The organism is Vibrio hyugaensis (assembly GCF_002906655.1).
Taxonomy (GTDB): domain Bacteria; phylum Pseudomonadota; class Gammaproteobacteria; order Enterobacterales; family Vibrionaceae; genus Vibrio; species Vibrio hyugaensis.
The window spans coordinates 779,254-804,007 of sequence record NZ_CP025795.1 but is presented as its reverse complement, the minus strand read 5'-3'; the positions used below and the strand labels follow the sequence as shown (position 1 = coordinate 804,007).

Genomic DNA, 24,754 nt, shown 5'->3' with positions numbered 1-24,754 from the left:
TTGTCTCAATACCGTTGCATCATATCGAGCGACTCGGAAATAGAATTGCCATTTCGCGACATTGAAATCAATCCAGACTCACGCCAATTTTCGAGATAGATTCGGTCACATCTAAAAACGGGATTGCACGACCGATTGGAATTTCATCTTTTCTAAAGTCACGAAGATTGCACAAGTTACAGTCTGGAACGCAGTTATCGAGGCATTCGAGCTTTTCTTTGACCTTTTTTAAGAGTACCGGATTAGATATCGACTTGATTATATTGTGTCTAAAGAGGTAGACGCCCATGCTACCTTTCTCTTTTGGCGGGTAGTACTTTACCTCTTCTGCATTAAAGACCAGTTTACTGAAAGCGACCAGCGGTTGGAAATCGACAATAAAGAAGTAAGCGTATTCTTTCTTACCAGAATATCTGATTAAGTAATAGCAAAGTGCCTGAACGATCAATTCAAAATAATGAGCGGAGTTTGTATAGTACCCCACACCAATCAAACAACTGCGTTCGGCAACTTCCTGTGGGATGGTAATGAATGAAGAAAACCCATTAATACCTTCGATGTTCATCATGCCGTACCAATGACCAACCGTGGCATCTTGATCGTTTTTAATCAAAACGCATTGATACTTCACTTCACTCGCTTTCTCTTGAAGGTCTTGATAGAAACGCTTCAACGGTGAGATATTGTGGTTGAACTCTTTGAACATGTCTGAGTACTCATCAAACGTCAGACTTTTGATTTCGCTTTTAAGTGGTCCAGAAACCTTGCGATAAGAGAGATTAGAGATAGAGAAATCAAGTGCCCTAACTAATGCACTGATAACAATATCATGTTTGTTGGAGTAACGAATTTTTGATAGATCCATACGTAAAAGCACCTCTATCAAATCGATATCCAAACACCTAGCAATATAAAGCTGCTTGTATATTGGTGGCACACTTTTACCTGTAAACCACCGACTAAGAGTTATAGCGTCTAGACCTTTAAACTGTTCATAATCCTTATTCTGTAATAATGCGATAAGATCTTTTCGAGAAATACCTCTAGTATCCACCCATCGACTCAGTTCATCTTGAAAACAATAAGTCATATCACTTCCCCCTCACTATAAAACTCGAAATGTAATTTTATAAAACCGTACTTCTAGGTTAGAAATTGCATTAAAAGCCTTGAATACTTCTATAGGTATTCTCTATCGATCAATGTCGCCAACTATAGGGGGAGGTTATTAAATTTTTCCTGATTTAGAAATATGTCTTTATTACTCTCAGATTTTTCTTACACGACATCAAGAACCTCTGAAAGATAAGTCTCGAGAACTAAACGCTTCTTTAAGGTTTTACTAAGGACTGAGTAAAAGATCCTTCTTCAATTATCTTTCAGATAGTTAAGTCGACTCAGGCCACGTAACGCCTCTCTCTTCTCCTCCCTTTGATCGAACGTCTCAGGTATAAAGCACATACTATGCTCTCTACCACGTGAGCGGCAAAAATCTGAACGAAGTAGTGCCCAGTACCTATCCGTGCTACTTTCAGGTGCTTTTGAGGCAGCTTCTAACCAAAGTTCGCAAGCCATGCCCCATTCGTATTCTCTTTCATTATCGCCAGCTTGCTTTGCTAACTCTAAATACACTCGATTAGCCATATGTTCACCTATGCTTCTGCTATGAAAAAGAGCATCTTACGAAGTACAAAAGAACAAAAGATAGCATCTAAGGGTGATATAATTCGTGCAAAGCAATTTAAAGAGCTCATGGAATTAACATCAAAAAAGACAGAACATTTGCATGTTCTGTCTTTTAATTTCCAACAAGCTTTCACTTAAATATGAGAGTTTAAGCGGTGACGATAACTAGGTATTCCCAATAATCGCTCTAACCTACAGTATTTAGCTATCAATCGATACTACAAATCAAATTCGCCCTACCAAAACTACTTGAAATCAAATCATATGTATCTGTTATAAATTCCCTTCCAGTACTTGGGCTTGTGGCACCATCTTCAATATAAACAGCCCTTTTTACTGGCCCCGATGCAGTTCGAGGTAATATTCTTCCGAAAATATCAGCGGTAAGGCCATAGGACCAATATTGACTAGTAGAATCCCAACTAGAAACATCAGCAGGTCTGAACTCCGAATTGAAGATCTCAATAAATGCAGCTTCATTTATTGACTTATAACCAAGATCCTCACAACTTCGGCTCTCGCCTCCGACATCATCTTCCAAAACTTGTATTATCTGTGTGAACAATATCACTTCTTTTGAAACACAAGTAACACCATCTTTAACACACGCAGTCAAAGTGACTTTTCCTGCAATTTCTGGAGCCATAGGGTTCGTTGTAATTGAATAAGACACAGGGTCAAAAGTAGCTAACCCAATGACAGAAATATCAACTTCCCAATCCAAACTCCCAACATACTCTACCGTTCCAATATCTGAATATTCAGCATAAACTTTATAGTGCTCTGTGATAGGTCCCAGATAATTATACACAGGTATGCTTGCTGCCCCGTCAATGTAAAGCGCATGCAACTTGTCCTCAGTTATACCCACATTCGCGCTAGCAGAGAACAAAACATCATCAAATTTCCCAGATACAGCTATAACCGAGCTACCAATAGAGATACCTTTTACAATTCCATTCCCGGAAATGTAACCGGTAGTAACAGTCGCAACATCTGAATTTTCGCTTTTCCAATGTATTGAGGGATCATCAGTGACATTTAACTCAGAGCCATCAGAAAAAACCAAGGTTGCAATAAACTCTTTCTCTATTCCAACGGGAAGCAAGCGTTCTACAGGAGAAACTTGAAGCTCCATAACAACTGCATCTGTTACTTGCAACTCCGCACTAGCGCTAAAGGTTTGGCCATTTGCAACGCCTGTCGCGGTAATGATGGCTTTGCCTACAGCAAGGCCTTCGACATCACCTTTAGTTTCCTCTGTATTACTGACACTGGTAGCACCATCGTTATCACTACTCCAGCTAATGGACTCATCTTTAGTCACATCCAAAGCACTGCCATCTGATAGATATGCCGTTGCTGTGAACGAGTACGTTAAACCAACAGGTATTTCACTTATCTTTGGCGCCACGACTAATGATTTCACCACTGCATCCGTCACTTGCAACTCCGCACTGGCGCTAAAGGTTTGACCATTTGCAACGCCCGTCGCGGTGATGACCGCCTTGCCTACAGAGATACCTTCGACATGACCTTTTGTCTCGTCTGCATTACTGACATTGGTGGCCACATCATTATCACTTCCCCAGCTAATGGCCTCATCTTTAGTGACATCCAAAACACTGCCATCCGATAGGTACGCCGTTGCCGTGAAAGGTTGCGTTAGACCTACGGGTATTTCACTTATCTCTGGCGTGATCACTAGTGACTCCACCACAGCATCCGTTACTTGCAACTCCGCACTGGCGCTAAAGGTTTGGCCATTTGCAACACCCGTCGCGGTGATGATTGCCTTGCCTACAGCGAGACCTTTGGCTGAACCTTTTGTCTCTTCTGTATTGCTGACACTAGCTACTTCATTATCATCGCTGCTCCAACTAATAGCCTCATCTTTAGTGACATCCAAAGTGCTGCCATCCGATAGGTAAGCCGTTGCAATGAAGGGATGTTTTAAGCCGACTGGGCTCTCACTTACCTTTGGTGTGACCACTAATGACTCAACCACCGCATCCGTTACTTGCAACTCCGCACTGGCGCTAAAGGTTTGACCATTTGCAACGCCCGTCGCGGTAATGATCGCTTTGCCTACAGCATGGCCTTTGGCTGAACCTTTGGCTGAACCTTTTGTCTCCCCTGTATTACTAATACTGGCTACTTCATTATTATCACTACTCCAACTAATGGCCTCATCTTTAGTGACATCCAAAGCACTGCCATCCGATAGGTACGCCGTTGCAATGAAGGGGTGCTTTAAACCAACGGGGATCTCACTGACCTTTGGTGTGACCACTAATGACTCAACCACAGCATCCGTTACTTGCAACTCCGCACTGGCGCTAAAGGTTTGGCCATTTACAGCACCCGTTGCGGTAATGATCGCCTTGCCTACAGCGAGACCTTTGGCTGAACCTTTGGCTGAACCTTTTGTCTCCCCTGTATTACTGACACTGGCTACCTCATTATTATCACTACTCCAACTAATGGCCTCATCTTTAGTGACATCCAAAGCACTGCCATCCGATAGGTACGCCGTTGCAATGAAGAGGTGTTTTAAACCAACGGGGATCTCACTGACCTTTGGTGTGACCACTAATGACTCAACCACCGCATCCGTTACTTGCAACTCCGCACTGGCGCTAAAGATTTGGCCATTTACAGCACCCGTTGCGGTAATGATCGCCTTGCCTACAGCGAGACCTTTGGCTGAACCTTTGGCTGAACCTTTTGTCTCCCCTGTATTACTGACACTGGCTACCTCATTATTATCACTACTCCAACTAATGGCCTCATCTTTAGTGACATCCAAAGCACTGCCATCCGATAGGTACGCCGTTGCAATGAAGAGATGTTTTAAGCCAACGGGGATCTCACTTACCTTTGGTGTGACCACTAGTGACTCAACCACAGCATCCGTCACTTCGAATTCCGCACTGGCGCTAAAGGTTTGGCCATTTACAACGCCCGTTGCGGTAATGATCGCCTTGCCTACAGCGAGACCTTTGGCTGAACCTTTTGTCTCCTCTGCATTGCTGACACTGGCTACCTCATTATTATCACTACTCCAACTAATGATCTCATCTTTAGTGACATCCAAAGCACTGCCATCTGACAGGTACGCCGTTGCAATGAAGGGATGTTTTAAACCGACTGGGCTCTCACTTACCTTTGGTGTGACCACTAGTGACTCAACCACGGCCCCCGTCACTTCCAATTCCGCACTGGCGCTAAAGGTTTGGCCATTTGCAACGCCCGTTGCGGTAATGATCGCTGTACCTACAGCAAGACCTTTGGCTGAACCTTTTGTCTCGTCTGTATTACTGACACTGGCTACGGCACTATTATCACTACTCCAACTAATGGCTTCATCTTTAGTGACATCCAAAGCGCTGCCATCTGACAGGTACGCCGTTGCAATGAAGGGATGTTTTAAACCGACTGGGCTCTCACTGACCTTTGGTGTGACCACTAGTGACTCAACCACGGCCCCCGTCACTTCCAATTCCGCAATGGCGCTAAAGGTTTGGCCATTTGCAACACCCGTCGCGGTAATGGTCGCTTTACCTACAGCGAGACCTTTGGCAGAACCTTTTGTCTCTTCTGTGTTACTGACACTGGCTACGGCACTATTATCGCTGCTCCAACTAATGGCCTCATCTTTAGTGACATCTAAAGCACTGCCATCCGATAGGTACGCCGTTGCAATGAAGGGATGTTTTAAACCAACTGGGATCTCGCTTACCTTTGGTGTGATCACTAGTGATTTCACCACTGCATCCGTCACTTGCAACTCCGCACTGGCGCTAAAGGTTTGGCCATTTGCAACACCGGTCGCGGTTATGATCGCTGTACCTACAGCGAGACCTTTGGCAGAACCTTTTGTCTCTTCTGCGTTACTGACACTGGCTACGGCACTATTATCGCTGCTCCAACTAATGGCCTCATCTTTAGTGACATCTAAAGCACTGCCATCCGATAGGTACGCCGTTGCAACGAAAGGATGTTTTAAACCAACGGGGATCTCACCTACCTTTGGTGTGATCACTAGTGACTCCACCACTGCACCCGTCACTTGCAACTCCGCACTGGCGCTAAAGGTTTGGTCATCTGCAATACCCGTCGCGGTAATAATGACATCACCTTCAGATACTGTAGTTACTATCCCTTTGTGATTAACTACGGCAACTTCATTATTACTAGAATGCCAAGTAATATACTCTTCATTGGTTACATCATATGACAACTTATTAGATAAAAGCGCCTCTGCTTTGTAAGACATAGAAAAACCAACAGGAGTCTTTGATACCTTAGGAGATACGTTCAACTCAGTGACTTTTTCGGGTAAAACTCCCGGTTCTCCAAGTAAACCTTGGTCTCCATTATTACACCCAGATAATATTAGGAGGGTAAACAAAAAAACTATATATCTCACAAACTTTACTTCCTCTACTATGTCTTATTCTGTCAATTCATCGAGCGAACTTTAAATCGATAGCTCTAGCAGTTGTATACAAAGAGTTTTTCTATATTGTGCAAGTAATTAATCTTGCTTAAGAAAAATAAAAAATATTACATACTTTATAATCAAAGATATAAATGCCAACTTAGATTTAGCCTAGCACCATTTTTAAGTGGTCGCTATTTGAGCACTACAGATGGATTACGTAAAGTAAGAAAAGTCTGAACCTCGTTACAGTAACTTCTCATTCAAGAACTTTCCTGTTGTAGTCAACTGATTCCAGACAGTAAATTAGACCGACTTTCTGCTTTAACAAGTGGAACATTGGGGTTAAAGCTGCGTGCGCTTGGTTTTTTGCCATGAGCATTTTACTTTAACGTATTTGTAAGCGTAGAAAGACAAAAAACCGAATCGGCTATGGACTCAAACGACGCGATGTAGATATCTAGCAACACAAGTCACTGCCTCTTTACTATTGGGAAGCAATGCAAGAGATTAGGGTTATGTGTATCGCTGTATCTGTGTGTCTTGGATAGTCCGTGATTCAGTCTTTGAAGTTCGCGACGAGGACGTTCACATCAACTTACTGGCGCACTTTGTTGCCTACAGGTGGTGAATAAGTTGGTCACTGATCATGTTCAAAGTTCTTTCTCATTAATTCTCCTGGATCGACGTCTACTATTATAAATAAATAGAGAGACTGACGTCGTCAGCGAAAAAATAATCACCTTGACAACTCACTGCACTTATTTAGAGGACACTTATGAATAAGGCCTTATTAGTATGGTTAATTCCCATGATACAGACCTTCCCCGCCCTTGCGGCAGAGAAGCAGGTTTCAGCATTAGAAGATGTGAGCGTGTTATCTTCCCAAACGTCTGCTCATTTTTATCTTGGAGGCCGTTTAGGTTGGTCGGTCTTTAAAGATGCCTGCGGTCGTGAAGCTAACGCTTGTAACGATCAAACATTTGGTGCTGGTCTCTATGGCGGTTACCAATTTAATGATTGGTTTGCCCTAGAGGGTGGTGTTACAGATTATGGTAAACCAGATGCTCGCTATGACGCAGGATCCGTTAGTGCAGATACCTTTGGTGCAGAACTATCAGCGAAACTATCTTACTCCCTTTCCCCGAAGTGGTCTCTCTTTGGCCGCTTAGGGGGGGCTTATCAAGATATTGAAAAAGTCTCTGACAATAGCAAAAAACAAAGTAGCCAAGACTGGAATACCCTCGTTGCATTAGGGGTAAACTATCGCTTGTCTCCGCAGTGGTCTCTGCGCAGTGAGTATCAGTTTATTGATGGTATCGGTGACAGCCGTGCTCTTCAGTCTGATTTACACTTTACTTCTTTAGGACTCACCTATCATTTTGTCCAGCACACACCAACACTGAATACATCATCAACGCCAGCGCCTTCACCTGAGTTACCTCAAACAGTTGTGATAGAGAACGTTCCAGTTAAGATCAATATTTTATTTGCTTTTGACTCTTCTCACATGCAAAGCAGCGATGAGCTTAATCAACTAGTGACAGAATTCAAAAAGGGTAAGTTGGGGCAAGTATTCATAACTGGGCATTCCGATAACCGCGGAACAAAGGTTTACAATCAAGCTCTATCAGAACGTCGAGCGAAAGCAGTAGCGGAGTATTTGGTTGAAAATGGTGTGGCATCTGAAAAACTCATTGTCTTAGGTCTAGGAGAGAGCAAACCGGTAATGAGCAACGCAACCCAAGATGGCCAAGCGAAGAACCGTCGAGTTGAGGTCCATTTTGAAACACAAGAAGAACGCGTTCAAGAAAGCGCCATGTAGAGCTTAAGGATCGGGCGAAATGAAAGCCATGACATCCATGTGGAAACTCCGCCTCTATTCGTTCTATTGTTAGTGGCAATAGCGTTGATGACCAAGTACAACGTACACTGAGAGCAGTTCACATGGATATTTTTGTGCAGCGAATAACTAAAGCAGTTGTTCAGTTGGTTAATGCTTCCATTGAAGTGAGGAATACCTACTCCTCATGCATTGCAGGCTGCTCTAATTAGTATAAACCTTCCCGCCCCCATTTAAGCCTTCGGCATTATGCCAAGGCTAGTAAATTCAACTTTTTACAAAAGAAAGGGGCGGGCTCTATTATCGGTTCAGTATTTATATCGCAGTGTGGCATCTAACTACACATGTGAAACAGATTTGTATCTGCTCATGTTCTATCTCCTTGATTTATTGGTCACAAACGAGAAGATATTGAACATAGGCCGACCTTCGGGCAAAAAAACAAAGAAAAATCACCGTCTTCTAAAGAAGGGGATTTATCGATAGAAAACAAAATACGAAACAAAAAGAGCCGCAAACTGCGGCTCTTAATCTATTCAATTGTATTCCAGCGAATGCTTACTCTTTACCAAATACGTTGTTTTCTTGCTCTTGTACACGGATGAAAGTTGTACGCTTAGTTAGCTCTTTGAGCTTAGCTGCGCCTACGTAGGTACACGTTGAGCGAACACCACCAAGGATGTCTTGGATAGTACCGTGAACGCTACCGCGGTAAGGTAGAAGTACGGTTTTACCTTCCGCTGCACGGTATCCAGCAACACCACCAGAGTGTTTGTCCATCGCGCTCTTAGACGACATCCCGTAGAATTTCATGAATTTCTTGCCGTCTTGCTCGATGACTTCGCCGCCTGACTCTTCGTGGCCAGCAAGCATGCCGCCTAGCATTACGAAATCTGCGCCGCCGCCGAATGCTTTTGCAACATCACCCGCACATGAACAGCCGCCGTCACCGACGATCATACCGCCAAGGCCGTGCGCTGCATCGCCACATTCTATGATTGCAGAAAGTTGAGGGTAACCAACACCTGTTTTAACGCGTGTCGTACATACCGAACCAGGGCCGATACCAACTTTAACGATGTCTGCACCCGCTAGGATGAGCTCTTCACACATGTCGCCAGTTACTACGTTACCCGCAGAGATAACTTTATCTGGGAATTCTGCACGTACACGTTGTACGTATTCTACTAGGTGCTCTGAATAACCGTTCGCGATGTCGATACAGATGAAGATGAGCTCATCAGAAAGCGCCATGATGTCTTGCGTTTTCTTGAAGTCTGCTTCAGACGTACCCGTAGACACCATTACGTTATTTAAAGTGGTTTTGTCTGCTGATTTAGCAAACTCTGCCCAGTCTTCAACTGTGTAGTGTTTGTGAACAGCGGTCATTACACCATGCTCTGCTAGTGCTTTCGCCATTGCGAAGCTACCAACCGAATCCATGTTAGCCGCAATTACAGGTACACCAGACCATTGACGGCCACTGTGCTTGAATGTAAAATCGCGGGTTAAATTTACTTGAGAACGGCTCTTAAGGGTTGAACGTTTCGGGCGAAACAGTACATCTTTGAAACCTAACTTAAGTTCTTGTTCGATACGCATTGTGTAATTCCTTGATTCATAAGTATATGTGTCATCTCAGAGTGCGTAGTGGCATCGTTGGCAGACGAGTTCACTGTTCTTCGGACACAAAAAAACCGGAGCGTTGGCAGACGCTCCGGTTTTCAGCATTATAGGCTGTGATTTCTTTCCTACAAGTCTGATATTTGATTTTTTTTTGTGATACCATCTGGAAAATCGCATATCAAAAACACCTTCCCTCCCAACCAAATCACAATTTAATCATTAATATCAAACAGTTAAGAACACTCTCTATGTAATCCTTTGCGCAAACCTTTGCGTGACATCGCAGAGCATTTGACGTTCAACTTCTCATAAACGTTTAAAATCACATCAATCGAACGCAATTTGAGTGTTTATTTAAAAAGTTTTTATCGTTTTTTTTACCCTAGACATCACTTTTTTTGCCAAAATCAACGGCATTTTTGTGCATTTACGCATCCGGTGAGTTAATCGCTTGTCGAAGTGTTCCGATCACATCAGTAGCAGTCAGCCCTATTTCACCATTTTGCTGCACATTTAAGTCCGCAGAATGGCTATGAAGAATGACACCAAGACGAGCGGCAATTGCAATCGGCAACCGTTTCGCAAGCAAAGCCGCAATAACGCCAGAAAGAACATCCCCCATTCCCCCACTCGCCATTCCCGGATTACCCGCCAGGCAAACGTACATTCTCGCTCCATCGTATATGAGAGTGCCTGCGCCTTTGAGAACAATAACTCCGCCATAACGCTCATGCAGTTGTCTTGCTGCTGCGTAGCGGTCACCTTCGATCTCTTTTGTCGAAATATTCAGTAAACGCGCGGCCTCTCCCGGGTGTGGTGTCATGACACGTAGTTCGTCTCGCAAGACCACCACATCATTCCTATGGTTGAGCATGGCCAAAATATTCAAGCCATCGGCGTCCACTACCTTGGGCTTATGTTGTTGTGATAAGAATTGATAAGCCTTATGCGCCCATTCGTCCTGACCAAAGCCTGGCCCAAAGACTAAAACATCTGCCCATAACGCTCGCTTCACCAGCTCGTTATCTGTTGCTTTTAATTTCTCGTAGGTGATGCTCTGGCTCATCACTTCTGGCACTCCGACTTGTAAAGGAAGCAATGAATCCGGATGAGTGATGGTTGCAATTAATCCCACGCCAGTCCGAACGGCGGCAGAAGCACATAATCGAATGGCTCCAGATAGTCCTTGATTACCGCCAACACAGAGCAACTTTCCATTATCACCTTTGTGGGAAGTGGCTTTCCTATCGGGAAGTAATCTTTTGATGACTTGCTCATCGAGGCCTAACGCACTTTCTTCTTCTATGGACTCAAATTCTACATTCACGCCCAAACCAGAGAAATGCAACTCGCCAACGTAGTCTCTTGCTTGTCCAGTACATAGCCCCTGTTTCACTCCGATAAACGTCACAGTATGGTTGGCTTTAACGGCATCACCGAGCACAGCGCCTGTATCTGCACTTAATCCAGAAGGTATATCGATGGAAATGACCGGACAATGAATTTGGTTTATTTGGTCGATAAAACGGCGACATTCGTGTCTCACTACTCCACTCAGCCCCGCCCCTAACATGGCGTCAATGATCACGTCTGCTTCCAGTAAAGCAGTATGCCAATCATCCCAACTGCTGATTTCACCATCGACCGTTTGCCAGTCTTCAAATGCTCTCAACGCGTCACCTTTCAGTGATGTAGGGTCTCCTAACTGAAACACACGTACATTTAATTGCGCCTGTTTAGCGAGGGTCGCAAACACGTAACCGTCTCCCCCATTATTACCTTTGCCACAGACCACCAGCACATTTCGAGATCTAGGGTAAAGATGAAGAAAACGTTCGTACACAGCCATTCCAGCACGTTGCATGAGGCTATACATCGAAACACCCGCCATTTGAGCAGCAACAACTTCTCCGCTTCTGACTTGTTCTGAGGTGTAGAGTTTGAGGGCGAGATTAAAGTCCATTTTAATATTCTGCAAATTGGGGAAACACGATTTAAGTATACAAAAAAGCCGAGGCGAACCTCGGCTTTTACCATGCTTATTTTTTCAAGCTTATTTTTGGTCTTTCACCATCAAGGCTTCTGCGGTCGCATCTTGAATCGACAAGAACAACGAATTGATTTTCCCTGTTGGGGTACGCATTGGATTTAGCGTCACGTTTTGGTACATAAACTCGGCTTGCTGAGTGACAGGACGAACGTTACGACATCGGAACAAATACGGACGCTGACGCCAAGTAATAAAGCTGCGACAACCCAAATCATAGACAGGTTTAGTCTTGAGCTTGAACCACTCTTGTGGGATTTCTGGGAAAATATCGAAGATAGAGCGGCCAATAGCCTCATGTGACTGCAAACCACTGTGATGAGTCATAAACCCGTTCCACACTTGCACGTTATATTCTTTATCTATAACGACCAAACCCATATCGACATTCTGCACCATGTCAACCATCCAATGGAATTGTTCAAATTCTGCGGGTAGATTCAGCATTAGAAGTCCTCCATTAAGTACGACAGTTTGTTATCCAGCAACGGCAATGACTCATCAACGAACATAAACAGAAGATCACAACGAATTGAGGTGCCTTCGATGTTGTAGCTCACTTCAAAGGTCATGGTACGACTGAACGCGCCTGTGGTTGATTCGATAATAGAGTCAATCGAGATATGCTGGCCGAGCAAAACCGGAGGACTTTGGAAAAATCGTACTTCAGATTGCTCGCCTAAGCCATTCAAGAAAGAACCGACCAAAATGTTGGAGATATCCATCAGCAGCTCAAGCTCTTCCAACTCTTCACTGTCTGCTGGCACCTTCATCAGTTTCTTAAGATCAGAAACACTGGAGTCACTCAAGAGCACGAGTGCTTCACCCGCGATCCCTTCACCACAAAAACCTTGGCACACACCTGAGACGTTGTCTTGTGAAGCCAAATCACGTAAAGCCATATGAAGTTCGCTGACTTCGAAGATGTTCACATTCGGTAATGGAAGTTGAACAAATACATCGAAATGACGTGCTAGGGCATCCGCCGCACGGCCAATAGAAACGTTCGCCACTTCCATATAAATATCGCGGCGACGTAAAATCGGCAGCTCGAGCGTCGTAGGCGTGATCACCTGAGGGCGTTGATCGGGTTCGACAAGCTCTCTTAACGTTGCCTTAAGCTCATCTTTTCCAATTGGCTTTTGAATAAACGCTTTAGCACCAAGTGCGAATACACGTTCCTTCGCTTTTGGTTGGATATCACCAGACACAACGACGACGGGCGTCTGGATGCTAAGGCGCTTCATGTTTTCTAATGTTTCAAAACCGTCCATCTCTGGCATGGTCAAGTCTAGAAACATCAGTTTGAATTCTTTTTGCGCGAGTTCTTCAAGCGCGTTTTTACCGTGAATGGCAAATGTCACGTCTGCATTTAATGTTGCTGGCAGTGATCTTGCCATCTGTTTGCGTGCTAACGCTGAATCATCACAGATGAGTACAGGAAAAGACATTCAACCACCTTTAAATATTCAACAATCTGCGCAGGAGTCTATCAGATTGTTCGTGCGATACAGACAAAGAGTTGTCGTTTTTTGTTTACTGGGTAAGCATACGCAATATGAATAGATGAGTGAACCTGCGAAAGCAACTATTCCCCAATTCGTGATACATTTAGTGACATAAAACACGAGTGATTAAAACTTCTACAGCCCTTGATACGCAAAGGGTTGCGTTAAATAAATAAGAAATTGAATCAAGCAGGAAATGCAAAAGGCACTCTTCGTTAGAGTGCCCAGTCGATGGTTCTATTTGTATTGCTTTGAAATGTGCTTTCTATGGCACACCGTGGCCTTTTGAAGCGACCCAAACTCGGTACCACTGCTCACGAGTCAGTTCAATATCAAGTGCATTTACCGCAGTTTGTACGCGCTCGATCTTACCTGAGCCAATGATTGGCATCGGTTTTGATGGTAAGCGACGAATCCAAGCGTAGATCACTTCGTCGATGCTATTTGCACCGACTTCTTCACGGATGGCTTCCAGCTCGTTACGAATACGAATTACTTGCTCGCTGTCGCCGGTAAAGATAGCGCCGCCGCCTAGGCATGACCAAGCCATTGGACGAGTACGAAGTGCTTGCATTTGGTCGAGTGTACCATCGTGAGCAACCTCGAAGTTAAGCGGGTTAATTTCCACTTGGTTAGTCACAAGAGGCTTACCTAAACGCGATTGCAGTAGTTCGAATTGACGAGGCGAAAAGTTAGACACACCAAAGTGCTTCACTTTACCGACTTTATGTAGCTCAGTGAATGCTTCTGCGACTTCGTCTGCATCCATCAATACGTCGGGACGGTGAATCAACAGGACATCAATTTCATCCACTTTTAGTCGCTCAAGCGAGTTATTTACCGATTGATAAATGTGCGCTGCGCTTGTGTCGTAGTGGTTGATCTTACGCTCTGGCGTTTTGTCACCACACAAGTTGATGTCGCACTTAGTGACGATTTGAATTTGCTGACGAATACTTTTTTCTAATGCTAGAGCTTCGCCAAACAACGCTTCACACTCGTAGTTACCATAGATATCTGCGTGATCGACGGTGGTAATACCTAACTCAATATGTTGCTTTAGGAATGACAGACGCTCTTGAGCCGTCATGCCCCAATCTACTGCACGCCAATATCCTTGAACCAGTTCAGAAAACTCTGGACCGTTTGGTGCAGTCACTACTTTTGCAACCATGGGTTTTCTCCTTTTCTTAATCTGCTTTCATCCTAGTCTTGTTTTACCGTGGGCTCAACGGGTAAACTTTCGCAATTCGAACTGGAGTACGAATTATGTCTTTTGCCCAACGATTAGCGACTTTAATTGGTGAAGAGAGCATCAGTGGCTTTGCTCGACGTGTCGATGTTTCTGAGGCGATGATTCGGAAATATCTGAAAGGCAGTGAACCAAGTTTAAGCAAAGCCAACCAAATCGCGATGCGTGCAAACTGTTCTTTAGAATGGTTAGCGACAGGTTGCGGTTACCTCTATCGCCAAGCAGAAGTGGTAGATATGCCCGCTTACAAGCTGGCGTTCCAACATGTCATGAGTAAGACCATACCTGAGTCGGAACTAGCACAGCATCGAAAGCTCATCGCTGGCTATCAGTACTTACGCGCACACAAAAAGTCAGATGGCTTTCTTGACGAATCGGCCATGGCGACGTTTCTTGCCCTACATAATGAATCTAAAGGCGAGTGATGGTTAACTCTAGCACCTCCCCATCACTCGTTAAATTAGCCTTAACTTTTGGCAACGATGCTTCAAACTCTTGAGCCCGTAGCCAATCGAGTGTTCTAGGTACATCTTGAGGATATTGATTCATAAGCAATACGACGTCCCTATCTACCGCTTCAGGCGATTGCTGTTGCAGTGCTTCACGTACATCATAATGCTCGTCCCCTATATCAAGCGCACTCATCACAAAACCGTCTTTTCTCAAATTCAGAATAAGGTCACTCAACGTTTGCGCATCATATGCCGCTAACAAAGATAAGGTCATGCTCTGATTTCTTAAGGTTAGCTCACCATAAAGCGCTATATTGTAATAATAAAACTCGTCTAAACACATGACCGTCATTTGATCGAAGGCATCACATTCATACCATTCGCCACCTTGCTTTATCACTTCTCTTACCTCTGTCAACGGCTTCTCTGACAACAATGCCTGCCACCAAAAACCGTTTGCAAATGAAACATGAGTGTGGAAAAAAACAACGAGTGAAAAGCAAGTGACAGCAGATAAGGAAAGACGCGGCATGATTCAGTTTTCTGTTCTTCAGTGAGATTGAGAATCGAAGATCATTACGGTTTGAAAGAAAAATGACAAGGTCAAAGGTCTAAATTTGGCAACAAAAAAAGCGGACCTTCTAGCCCGCATCAATCTTGTATCGAACCTGAATAGCGTAGTCCTTCACGCTGAGAACCATTACAAAATACAAGATATCACACCCATTATATTAATCAACATTCCATACTGTATTATAACCAACACTGAAACGTTACTAGCAGGCATTAAAAAGGCGCACTTATGCGTGCGCCTCTGCCTCGTGACTCAATCGTGAGTATGCGAATCGGGAAGTCTATTGATGCATCCCGAACAAATGACGAGGAATTTCTGTAGGGTTTGAATCCATCCAAATTGTGTGTAAAACCTCACATCCCTCCTTCTTAAGCAGTCATGTTGCTTTACACCTAAAGCATGGTTCATTTTGCTCAGAAAACAAGGTTAACCAATAAAAAAATGTCGCTATATATGGGATCAATAGCACAATATTTATCAATATTTGGACAAAGGACACTTGAACCGCTCAATAGTGGAAAGCTAAATTGCATCTTTACTGATTAGGTCTAGACTCTCGTCAGCGTATAATTTCTTTCGTCCATTCCATTTATTTCCAGGAGAATCTGTTAATGACCAAGCGAGAGAGAATTGTAAAATCTGTGTTAGCGCACGTACCGAAAGATGCGATTAACCAGTTTGTCTCTCGAGGGTCAACGTCTACTTCATTTCCCGTCCTTTTTATGGCAGCTATCGTTGGTACGTTAGCGGGTATTGTCGGCACTTATTTTGAGCTTGCCGTTCACTTCGTATCCGAAACTCGTACTGAGTGGCTTAAAAGCGAAATTGGTAATGTACTACCATTGTGGCTTGCCGCTATTTTGATCAGTGCAACGCTCGCCTTCATTGGTTATTACCTTGTACACCGCTTTGCTCCAGAAGCGTCCGGCTCTGGTATCCCTGAGATCGAAGGGGCGATGGACAACATTCGTCCAGTTCGTTGGTGGCGCGTCATTCCCGTAAAATTCTTTGGTGGCATGGGCGCTTTAGGCTCAGGTATGGTGTTAGGCCGTGAAGGTCCTACAGTACAGATGGGCGGGGCGGTTGGCCGTATGGTCACTGACATTTTCAGAATCAAAGATGACGATACTCGCCACTCGCTTTTAGCATCCGGCGCAGCAGGCGGTTTGGCCGCAGCGTTCAACGCACCGTTGGCTGGTATTATGTTTGTGGTTGAGGAAATGCGACCTCAATTTCGCTACTCATTAATTTCTATTCGTGCAGTGATCATCTCTGCGATCATGGCGAACATTGTCTTCCGAGCGATTAATGGCCAAGAAGCGGTGATTACTATGCCGCAGTATCAATCGCCAGAACTGCAATCATTATGGTTGTTCTTATTACTGGGTTCACTCTTTGGCGTGTTCGGAGTGGTCTTCAATAAACTGATCACCATTGCACAAGACAGCTTTGTTGCACTTCACAAGAATGACCGTAAACGCTACTTAATCACGGGGACCATCCTCGGCGGGGTATTTGGCTTATTATTGCTTTATGTACCTCAATTAACCGGCGGCGGTATTGGGTTGATCCCTGATATCACGAATGGCAACTACTCTATCTCTATTTTAGTGATGTTGTTTGTTGGCCGTGTCATCACCACCCTACTTTGTTTTGGTTCTGGTGCGCCTGGCGGTATCTTCGCACCGATGTTAGCTTTAGGTACTTTATTCGGCTACGCGTTTGGGGCAAGTGCGGATATGTTGTTGCCATCTCTCACTATCGAGCCGGGGGTGTTTGCTATTGCTGGTATGGGCGCTTTGTTTGCGGCTACCGTGCGTGCGCCAATCACTGGTATCTTGCTCGTTATCGAGATGACCAATAACTACTATTTAATCCTACCGCTTATTATTACAAGCTTAGGTGCCGTGATTGTGGCTCAATTACTTGGCGGACAACCGATTTACAGTCAGTTGCTACATCGTACGCTTAAAAATGACAAACTACGTCAACAAGACCTACCAGAGAATCAAGCTTAACTTAATATTGATTCCAAATTATCTTCCTTAAATAGGATATTTTTGGAGCCAGTAATTCTGCATTTTTGCATCTCTCTGCAAATATTCGCTATCAAACTCACAAAATTCCCATTCATTAATATTTACCCAGTACATTTAAGGGTATCGACGCGTGAAACTTGATAATATCCCGTACATAAATAGAGCAATCTATCCAAATGTCGGATAGTCCTAGAGCAATAATCATTCGTTGAATTCAGACAATATCAATTCGGAGTAGATTTGAACTGGAAAAGACTTGTGCAGTTTTACAGTGTTCCGCCCTCGCAAGCGGCATTAGCACTGGGCATGATCGGACTTGGCCAAGCTTGGGCACTATATGTACCGGATATCGGTGAACCTATACGTCCTTTCCTCGCTGCGCTAGGCGCGCTTCTTCTCACACCTGTTCTATTGAAATACGCCACCAGCCCACGTTTGTTTATGGCAGACATCAAACACCCTCTTAGCGGCAGCTTGATGGCACCAATGAGCATGGCGTTATTGATGTTGTGCGACTATCTTGCTGCCGTCGAACCGATTATTGCTTACCCACTGTGGTTCATGGCGGTTGCGTTGCATTTTACCATGATGGTGATGTTCTTCGGCTTTCAGATAATGAACTTCAAAATGTCGAATATCGTCCCGAGTTGGTTCTTATATCCGGTGGGGTTGATCAGTTCTTCACTTGCTGGATCTCAATTTGGTCACAATGTCTTTTCTGAAACCTTGGCAATGATGTGTATCGGCATTTACTTCTTTATGTTGCCATTAGTATTGTATCGCCTCGTTTTCTTTGGCTCTCTACCCCGTAGAGCACGTCCAACCCTTGCGATCATGGCCGCACCAGTCAACTTATCTCTTGCGGCTTATTTGGTTAACTTCGGAAGTCCAGACCCCATCCTAACCGGCGCATTGGCTGGCATCGCTATTACAATGACATTGTTGATTTACTTGTGTTACTTCCGTTTATTGCGTCTCAAATTCCAACCGTCCATTGCAGCCGTGACTTTCCCTTCGGTCATCAGTGCAATTGCGATGCACCGTTTAACCTCTTTCTTTGCTGAATCTCACCCACAATGGCATTGGTTACATGACTTTGGATTCTTAGAACTGAGTATCGCCACGGTTCTTGTGGTTTGGGTGTCTGCGGGTTATGTAAAAATGTACTGGCCGGAACTTATCAGAACGCCTTCGAAACAGACATAAAAACGACCTCCTTGTGAGGTCGTTTTCTTTTGTCCTAATTTGGCTAATATTACCCAATCAACATTAGCCAATAAACTTAGCAATAAAGTTGCTGATATTGGTCATACTCGACGCCGCCATGACCACCACAATCGCCGCACCAGTAAGCGTCAAGTAAACTGGGTGTTTGTAGTCACCAACAATGTCTTTTCTGCGTGTTGCCACCAGCACCATACCGAGAACAATCGGCAAAATGATACTGTTCACCAAGCCAGCGAGCATGAGAAGTAAAATTGGCATATTCATCGTCACTGTGCCAAGCGATGTGATAATGATGAAGCCGACACACCATGTTTTCTCGTTACGAGCCACCACAGGGAATCGTGTTTTAATTAAAGAAATCGCCATGTATGAGTTACCGACCACCGAGGTAATCGATGCAACAAACAATACCAAGCCAAAAATGAAGTAACCTACATCACCCGCGCCTTGGCGGAACGCATCCGCCGCTGGGTTAGCACTGTCTAACGTCGCACCAGTCGCAATCACACCAAACACGGCTAAAAACAACAAAATACGGATAACCACCGCGATAGATATACCCGCCCACGCTGCGGTTTTGATTGCTGGTACGTTTTCTTTACCTTGTAAGCCAATATCAACCAAGCGTTGTGCGCCAGTGTAATATCCACCAACTGCACCGCCCACAATCGTTAACGTTGGTAATAACAAGCTATTCATGTCCGTTGGCATTACCGCAGCACTGAGGGTTTCTCCCATTGGTGGTAGGCTTGTCATAGCAACATAGGCAATCAAAATGATCATAAACAAACCTAGGTAACGAGCCATCTGATCCATTCGTTTTGAGGCATTGTGTACCACGAATAATAGACAGCCAACTACACCAGTAAACAACGCTCCCCACGTCGTATCGACACCCGTCAAGACATTAATACCGAGCGCAGAGCCGCTAACATTACCAAAGTTAAACGCAACAGCACCAAGCGCGAGAAGAATACCGACGACATAACCCATACCCGGTTTCACTTTATTCGCAATATCTTGAATGCGCATGCCAGAAACACCCACAACGCGCCATAGGTTCATCACAATACCAAAAGTAATAAACATGGATGCGAAAACAGGAAAAGCCATATCGATTTTGTAGATATTGGTAAAGACGGCGGTTTGCGTTAAAAAGCCCGGCCCCACAGAAGTGGTTGCCATTAAGAATGCAACACTAAGAATGGCTTTCTTTTGCCAGCTATTTTCCGATGCGTGACTGGAAGTAGGAATAGACGAGTTAATGGAGGTTTGTGTGGTCATACCGAGTCTCAATTTTGTTGGCTTTCTATTATTAGAAAAAAGAAAGACAACTGACCGAGATCAGCTGAACTTGAAGTATCAGATTGAGCAAAGTGAATAGAAGAAAAAATCTCTCGCAACCGTTTGCTGGGCGCGGATATTAAGTGGTTCGCCTATGGCTGTCAACATAGAGTTTGATAAATGATTTTTGTCGTTTCAATTCCCAGTTTCTTTTTGTTTCAGAGGGATACAAAAAAGGATGGCGTTTGCCATCCTCTTAGAAAACTCATTGCGTTACTTAGCGTAAACCGTGCAAGAACTCAGCGCGCGTGGCTGGGTTGCTTTTAAAAATGCCGCCGAGAGCTGTTGTAGTCGTTTCACTAGTGGCATCCATCACGCCACGAGATTTAACACAGTAATGCGTCGCATCAATGGTTACAGCGACATCATCCGACTCAAGTAGCGTTTGTAACGCAACGAGAATTTGCTGCGTCATGCGCTCTTGCACTTGTGGTCGCTGCGCAAAGAAGCGAACGATTCGATTGATCTTCGATAGACCAATGATTTTTCCGCGTGGGATATAAGCGACAGCGGCTTTACCATCGATTGTCACAAGATGGTGTTCACACGTGCTAGTCACCGTGATGTCTTTCACGCGAACCATTTCGCTCACGTTCATCTTGTTTTCAATGACTGTAATTTTAGGGAAGTTGGTGTAATCCAAACCTGAGAAGATCTCATCCACGTACATCTTCGCAATGCGATGCGGGGTTTCTTCGAGGCTATCGTCAGTAAGGTCAAGCTGAAGAAGGCTCAAAATCTCACGCATATGATGCTCGATCTTCTCTTTCTTCTCTTCACGGCTTACGTTATTTGGCTGCATTGGTGTTTCCAAACCACGTTGCTCTAGCGCTTCTTTTACTAACTTCGCTGACTCGCTAAGACCTGACATTCCACTTCCTCTTTTGTTACTTCTGCTAAGCGAGCTAAATTCAATCCATATTGATATCTGTCGATTAGCTTTGAGCTGCTCAGTTCGTGTCTTTACACCAAGGCACATCAAATGAAGTTACTGAGCTGATTTTATTGACCTCCGTAAGGATTTTACCCCTTTTGGATGGCTGACAAGGATACTCGGATTTTTGAATAATTACACCCATATTTTATAGGTGGACATTCTTACTCAGTCCCCTTTTTATGGTAAAGTTGCCACAAAACAAAAGAACACAGGATTTTCTCAATGGGCTGCTGCGACGCACCTGGCTTGATGCCAATTGAAGACGCGATGGACAAAATGCTATCGCGAATCAAACCTATCCAAACTACTCTCTCCCTTCCACTTGCTGACGCATTAGGTTTTGTACTGGCAGAAGACATCTTGTCTCCAATCCATGTCCCACCTTTTGATAATTCAGCGATGGATGGCTATGCAATTCGCATTCAAGATCTTGAGTCGTCTTCGGTCCTTCCTCTAACGGGGAAATCATTTGCAGGCCAACCGTTTGAAGGTGAATGGCCTCAAGGTACCTGTGTTCGCATCATGACTGGCGCGAAAATCCCACAAGGTTGCGATGCCGTTATCATGCAAGAAAACACCGAAGTCACGGATGCAGGCATTCAGTTCAATCAAACTGACGTGAAGCCGCAAAATAACATCCGCCCAACAGGTGACGACATCAAGCAAGGCGACATCGTACTGGCAAAAGGTGCGCGTTTAACACCTCGCGATATTCCGATGATTGCGTCTCTTGGTGTAAGCCATGTGACAGTAGTACGTAAGCCAAAAGTTGCGTTCTTCTCTACTGGTGATGAACTTAAACCACTGGGCGAACCGCTAGACGAAGGCCAAATCTACGACAGCAACCGTTACGGCATTAAACCGCTGATCGAAAACTTCGGTTGCGAAGCTGTCGACCTTGGCATCATCCCTGATTGCCCTGCGACATTGAAAGCTACCTTTGAAAAGGCACAAACACTCGCTGACGTAGTTGTTACCTCCGGCGGTGTAAGCGTTGGGGAAGCAGATTACACCAAAGACATTCTTGAAGAGCTTGGTGAAATCGGTTTCTGGAAACTGGCGATCAAGCCGGGTAAACCTTTTGCATTTGGTAAACTAAGTACAGCGTGGTTCTGTGGCCTACCGGGTAACCCTGTTTCTGCCGTACTCACCATGTATGTGCTTGTTCAACCAATGCTGGCAAAACTTGCTGGTCATACTGAATGGAAAGCGCCAGAGTCTATTCCGGCGACAACCAAAACGGCATTTAAGAAAGCGCCGGGGCGTACCGATTACCAACGTGGCATCTATAGCTTAGAAGATGGCAAGTTTGTGGTTGAGACAACGGGTAACCAAAGCTCTGGTGCATTCCGCTCAATGAGCTTGGCAAACTGTTTTGTGGTGCTAGAGCGTGAACGTGGTCGTGTCGAAGTAGGTGAAACCGTGCAAATTCAGCTCTTCAACTCAACCTTATACTAGGACGTCGTTGTGGTTATTCTTTCCGATGCAGAAATGCTGCGATACAACCGCCAAATCATTCTTCGTCAATTTGATTTTGAAGGACAAGAAGCGCTCAAACAAGCATCTGTTTTGATGCTCGGTGCGGGCGGTTTAGGTTGTGCTTCTAGCCAATATTTAACGACCGCAGGTCTAGGTAAGATCACGTTAATAGACGATGATGTTGTCGAGCTATCAAACTTACAACGTCAAGTACTTCATCATGATGCTGATATCGGCCGTAAAAAAGTAGAGTCAGCGGCCGAGGCTTTACGCGAACTGAATCCACACATCACGGTAGAAACCATCGCTAAACGTCTTGACGATGCAGAACTCAAAACACTGATCGAAGAACATACGATTGTGGTGGATGCTTCTGACAACGTCGATACTCGCAATCAACTTAACCGCCTGTGTTTCGCAACAAAAACACCGTTGGTATCCGGCGCTGCCATTCGTATGGAAGGTCAAATCAGCGTGTTTACTTACGACGACCCAACTCAGCCTTGCTACCAGTGTCTAAGTGCTTTGTTTGGTAATGGTGCACTAAGCTGTGTTGAAGCAGGCGTGATGGCCCCCGTTGTCGGTATCGTTGGTGCGGTTCAAGCGATGGAAGCGATTAAAGTTATTGCGAATTACGGCCAGCCCAAAAAAGGGAAGATTTTAATCCTTGATGCACTTAGCATGTCTTGGCGAGAAATGAACCTAATGAAAATGCCAAGCTGCCCTGTATGTAGCTAACCCATTCAATACAACATTGATTAGCCCGCTCATTGCGGGTTAATTTTTATGTGCCTCAAACGAAAAAGCCGCCCGAGGAAGGGCGGAAAAGTCAGCGTAGGCACTGAACAAAAGGAGCGTTAAGGATTAAATTTGACTACGTTAAGCTCACCTCACTCATTGGGCTGCTTTCATATTCATTTCGTAGGTCTATCCCCGTCCGATATTCAACAATGTCTTCTATTGTCAAAACTGGCATCTCATGACGTTTTGCAAAAGCAATGGTTTCAGGAAGCTTTGCCATAGTGCCGTCTGAGTTGGTCAGTTCGCATAGCACACCGGATGGAACAAGGTTAGCAAGATACATTAAGTCAATCGTCCCTTCCGTATGACCTCGACGAGTCAATACACCATTGGTTTTGGCAACCAAAGGAAATACGTGCCCCGGTCTTGCAAGATCATCTGGTTGAGCGTCAAAGTAGATCGCTGTTTTTACCGTTGTCACACGGTCTTTTGCTGATACACCGGTTGTTACACCTTGTTTCGCCTCAATAGACACCGTAAATGCGGTTTGGTTTTTACTTCGGTTATCTTCTACCATGGGAGGCAATTCCAGCCAGTTCGCTCGTTCTTGGGTTAAGCACAAACACACAATACCACTGCACTCTCTTATCATTAACGCCATTTGTTGATCAGTAAGGTGCTGCGCTGAAAAAATGAGGTCACCTTCGTTTTCTCGGTTCTCATCATCCATTAATAAAACACCGTTTCCATTTTTCAATGCCTCAATCGCCCTTTCGACTCTTTGCAGCGGATTACCAAACTCTTCTAAAAGTGATGCAGAACTCATGATTTCTTCTCCTTGAAACTTGTTATAAGTAAGCGAATGCGTCAGCGTAAAGTTGGTCGAGTTCCGCACCTCTTTCCTTACAAAACCAATTTCGAGCGACTTCCACCATTTTCCCAGGGCCACATAAGTAGATATCGAACTCAGATAGATTGCGAAAATCATTCATCACGCAATCGAGTACTTGTCCATGCTTTGCATATTGAGGTGAATTTGAGACTTCAGTAATAGGGACATAGCTGACATTTTTGTTTTCTAGCGCAATATCAACGAGCTCATCATGCACGTAGAGATTGTCCATGTCCTTTGCACCCCAATAGACATAGATCGGTTGGGTAAACCCGCGCTGCAGACTGTTTCTTAAAATGCTCAGCGTGTATGACATGCCCGTCCCACCAGCCACAAGTAACAGTGGTTTTACACTTTGGCTTCGCAGCCAAGCTTCGCCTCTTGCTTCACTCACTTCTAACTTTTTACCGCTGAACCAAGCATTAGTCAGCTCTTCCATCACGAGAATATTCTTATTGCGCAGTTCTGAGCCTCCAATATGAAGTTCCAGAAACCCACCTTCAGACGGGCAAGAGGCGATAGAAAACGGCAGGCTGCCAAAGCTTAAGCTGACGTTAATGTATTGGCCTGCTTTAAAATCAAAAGATTGGTCTGGTTTTAAAACCACACGGAAGATACAGCTAGTCAGTGGTTCTATCTTTTCTATCGTACATAACATGGCAT

19 protein-coding genes are annotated in these 24,754 nt (G+C 44.5%); 6 read left to right on the top strand and 13 right to left on the bottom strand.

Annotated features, from left to right (window positions below; genetic code table 11):
* Nucleotides 1-67: 67 nt before the first annotated feature.
* The 3 genes from C1S74_RS20830 to C1S74_RS20815 all read right to left on the bottom strand — a co-directional run bounded on the left by C1S74_RS20830 (nucleotide 68) and on the right by C1S74_RS20815 (nucleotide 6,118).
* A complete protein-coding gene (locus C1S74_RS20830; protein ID WP_231572665.1) occupies nucleotides 68-865 on the bottom strand; it encodes an XRE family transcriptional regulator in 798 nt (265 codons plus the stop codon).
* Nucleotides 866-1,368: 503 nt separating this feature from the next.
* On the bottom strand, nucleotides 1,369-1,644 hold the full coding sequence (locus C1S74_RS27140; RefSeq protein ID WP_045399680.1) for an ANR family transcriptional regulator: 276 nt from the start codon (nucleotides 1,642-1,644) through the stop codon (nucleotides 1,369-1,371).
* 250 nt (nucleotides 1,645-1,894) lie between these two features.
* Complete coding sequence (locus tag C1S74_RS20815; protein ID WP_103415359.1) at nucleotides 1,895-6,118, bottom strand: Ig-like domain-containing protein; 4,224 nt, start codon at nucleotides 6,116-6,118, stop codon at nucleotides 1,895-1,897.
* A gap of 823 nt (nucleotides 6,119-6,941) precedes the next feature.
* Here C1S74_RS20815 and C1S74_RS20810 point away from each other — a divergent pair.
* Entirely contained in the window at nucleotides 6,942-7,955 is a 1,014-nt protein-coding gene (locus C1S74_RS20810; RefSeq protein WP_052437285.1) for an OmpA family protein, read from the top strand.
* 576 nt (nucleotides 7,956-8,531) lie between these two features.
* Here C1S74_RS20810 and C1S74_RS20805 read toward each other — a convergent pair.
* The 5 genes from C1S74_RS20805 to C1S74_RS20785 form a co-directional block, all read right to left on the bottom strand.
* Entirely contained in the window at nucleotides 8,532-9,575 is a 1,044-nt protein-coding gene (locus C1S74_RS20805; RefSeq protein ID WP_045397571.1) for a GMP reductase, read from the bottom strand.
* 451 nt (nucleotides 9,576-10,026) lie between these two features.
* Entirely contained in the window at nucleotides 10,027-11,562 is a 1,536-nt protein-coding gene (locus tag C1S74_RS20800; RefSeq protein WP_045397569.1) for a bifunctional ADP-dependent NAD(P)H-hydrate dehydratase/NAD(P)H-hydrate epimerase, read from the bottom strand.
* Nucleotides 11,563-11,652: 90 nt separating this feature from the next.
* The gene (locus C1S74_RS20795) at nucleotides 11,653-12,093 is read right to left on the bottom strand and encodes a PAS domain-containing protein (protein WP_038875327.1); all 441 of its coding nucleotides are present in this window, start codon (nucleotides 12,091-12,093) and stop codon (nucleotides 11,653-11,655) included.
* Nucleotides 12,093-13,097 (bottom strand): response regulator, encoded by a 1,005-nt coding sequence (locus C1S74_RS20790; protein ID WP_045397566.1) that lies wholly within the window; start codon nucleotides 13,095-13,097, stop codon nucleotides 12,093-12,095. Before C1S74_RS20790 ends, C1S74_RS20795 begins: the two co-directional genes overlap by 1 nt.
* Nucleotides 13,098-13,419: 322 nt before the next feature.
* On the bottom strand, nucleotides 13,420-14,328 hold the full coding sequence (locus C1S74_RS20785; RefSeq protein ID WP_045397563.1) for an aldo/keto reductase: 909 nt from the start codon (nucleotides 14,326-14,328) through the stop codon (nucleotides 13,420-13,422).
* Between the two features lie 95 nt (nucleotides 14,329-14,423).
* Here C1S74_RS20785 and C1S74_RS20780 point away from each other — a divergent pair, with 95 nt between their 5' ends.
* A complete protein-coding gene (locus tag C1S74_RS20780) occupies nucleotides 14,424-14,831 on the top strand; it encodes a helix-turn-helix domain-containing protein (RefSeq protein WP_045397561.1) in 408 nt (135 codons plus the stop codon).
* Here C1S74_RS20780 and C1S74_RS20775 read toward each other — a convergent pair.
* Nucleotides 14,818-15,258 (bottom strand): hypothetical protein, encoded by a 441-nt coding sequence (locus C1S74_RS20775; RefSeq protein WP_156145314.1) that lies wholly within the window; start codon nucleotides 15,256-15,258, stop codon nucleotides 14,818-14,820. The genes C1S74_RS20780 and C1S74_RS20775 overlap by 14 nt on opposite strands.
* Nucleotides 15,259-16,043: 785 nt before the next feature.
* Here C1S74_RS20775 and clcA point away from each other — a divergent pair.
* Together clcA and C1S74_RS20765 are read left to right on the top strand one after the other, a co-directional pair.
* Complete coding sequence (clcA, locus tag C1S74_RS20770) at nucleotides 16,044-17,450, top strand: H(+)/Cl(-) exchange transporter ClcA (RefSeq protein WP_045397555.1); 1,407 nt, start codon at nucleotides 16,044-16,046, stop codon at nucleotides 17,448-17,450.
* A 261-nt stretch (nucleotides 17,451-17,711) separates the two neighbouring features.
* Nucleotides 17,712-18,677, top strand: a complete 966-nt coding sequence (locus tag C1S74_RS20765) for a TDT family transporter (RefSeq protein WP_103415358.1) — start codon at nucleotides 17,712-17,714, stop codon at nucleotides 18,675-18,677.
* Between the two features lie 63 nt (nucleotides 18,678-18,740).
* Here the strand turns inward: C1S74_RS20765 and C1S74_RS20760 are convergent, their stop codons facing one another.
* Both C1S74_RS20760 and folE read right to left on the bottom strand, forming a co-directional pair.
* The gene (locus C1S74_RS20760; RefSeq protein WP_045397548.1) at nucleotides 18,741-19,982 is read right to left on the bottom strand and encodes an NRAMP family divalent metal transporter; all 1,242 of its coding nucleotides are present in this window, start codon (nucleotides 19,980-19,982) and stop codon (nucleotides 18,741-18,743) included.
* A gap of 277 nt (nucleotides 19,983-20,259) precedes the next feature.
* Nucleotides 20,260-20,913, bottom strand: coding sequence for a GTP cyclohydrolase I FolE (gene folE / locus C1S74_RS20755; RefSeq protein WP_042605649.1), 654 nt, complete (start codon nucleotides 20,911-20,913; stop codon nucleotides 20,260-20,262).
* 288 nt (nucleotides 20,914-21,201) lie between these two features.
* Here folE and moeA point away from each other — a divergent pair, with 288 nt between their 5' ends.
* Nucleotides 21,202-22,437, top strand: coding sequence for a molybdopterin molybdotransferase MoeA (gene moeA, locus C1S74_RS20750; RefSeq protein WP_045397544.1), 1,236 nt, complete (start codon nucleotides 21,202-21,204; stop codon nucleotides 22,435-22,437).
* A 9-nt stretch (nucleotides 22,438-22,446) separates the two neighbouring features.
* Nucleotides 22,447-23,196: a molybdopterin-synthase adenylyltransferase MoeB gene (gene moeB, locus C1S74_RS20745; RefSeq protein ID WP_045397541.1), complete on the top strand. Its 750-nt coding sequence runs from the start codon at nucleotides 22,447-22,449 to the stop codon at nucleotides 23,194-23,196.
* A 136-nt stretch (nucleotides 23,197-23,332) separates the two neighbouring features.
* Here moeB and ribB read toward each other — a convergent pair whose 3' ends face one another.
* On the bottom strand, nucleotides 23,333-24,025 hold the full coding sequence (gene ribB, locus C1S74_RS20740; protein ID WP_045397538.1) for a 3,4-dihydroxy-2-butanone-4-phosphate synthase: 693 nt from the start codon (nucleotides 24,023-24,025) through the stop codon (nucleotides 23,333-23,335).
* 22 nt (nucleotides 24,026-24,047) lie between these two features.
* Nucleotides 24,048-24,749 (bottom strand): flavin mononucleotide reductase LuxG, encoded by a 702-nt coding sequence (luxG, locus tag C1S74_RS20735; RefSeq protein ID WP_045397536.1) that lies wholly within the window; start codon nucleotides 24,747-24,749, stop codon nucleotides 24,048-24,050.
* Nucleotides 24,750-24,754 lie beyond the last annotated feature (5 nt).

What these genes read in the sequence shown, in the direction of transcription:
- C1S74_RS20830 (WP_231572665.1), bottom strand. Translation starts at nt 865, where the DNA reads ATGGATCTATCAAAAATTCGTTACTCCAACAAACATGATATTGTTATC.
- C1S74_RS27140 (WP_045399680.1), bottom strand. Translation starts at nt 1,644, where the DNA reads ATGGCTAATCGAGTGTATTTAGAGTTAGCAAAGCAAGCTGGCGATAAT.
- C1S74_RS20810 (WP_052437285.1), top strand. Translation starts at nt 6,942, where the DNA reads ATGATACAGACCTTCCCCGCCCTTGCGGCAGAGAAGCAGGTTTCAGCA.
- C1S74_RS20805 (WP_045397571.1), bottom strand. Translation starts at nt 9,575, where the DNA reads ATGCGTATCGAACAAGAACTTAAGTTAGGTTTCAAAGATGTACTGTTT.
- C1S74_RS20800 (WP_045397569.1), bottom strand. Translation starts at nt 11,562, where the DNA reads ATGGACTTTAATCTCGCCCTCAAACTCTACACCTCAGAACAAGTCAGA.
- C1S74_RS20795 (WP_038875327.1), bottom strand. Translation starts at nt 12,093, where the DNA reads ATGCTGAATCTACCCGCAGAATTTGAACAATTCCATTGGATGGTTGAC.
- C1S74_RS20790 (WP_045397566.1), bottom strand. Translation starts at nt 13,097, where the DNA reads ATGTCTTTTCCTGTACTCATCTGTGATGATTCAGCGTTAGCACGCAAA.
- C1S74_RS20785 (WP_045397563.1), bottom strand. Translation starts at nt 14,328, where the DNA reads ATGGTTGCAAAAGTAGTGACTGCACCAAACGGTCCAGAGTTTTCTGAA.
- C1S74_RS20780 (WP_045397561.1), top strand. Translation starts at nt 14,424, where the DNA reads ATGTCTTTTGCCCAACGATTAGCGACTTTAATTGGTGAAGAGAGCATC.
- clcA (WP_045397555.1), top strand. Translation starts at nt 16,044, where the DNA reads ATGACCAAGCGAGAGAGAATTGTAAAATCTGTGTTAGCGCACGTACCG.
- C1S74_RS20760 (WP_045397548.1), bottom strand. Translation starts at nt 19,982, where the DNA reads ATGACCACACAAACCTCCATTAACTCGTCTATTCCTACTTCCAGTCAC.
- folE (WP_042605649.1), bottom strand. Translation starts at nt 20,913, where the DNA reads ATGTCAGGTCTTAGCGAGTCAGCGAAGTTAGTAAAAGAAGCGCTAGAG.
- moeA (WP_045397544.1), top strand. Translation starts at nt 21,202, where the DNA reads ATGGGCTGCTGCGACGCACCTGGCTTGATGCCAATTGAAGACGCGATG.
- ribB (WP_045397538.1), bottom strand. Translation starts at nt 24,025, where the DNA reads ATGAGTTCTGCATCACTTTTAGAAGAGTTTGGTAATCCGCTGCAAAGA.
- luxG (WP_045397536.1), bottom strand. Translation starts at nt 24,749, where the DNA reads ATGTTATGTACGATAGAAAAGATAGAACCACTGACTAGCTGTATCTTC.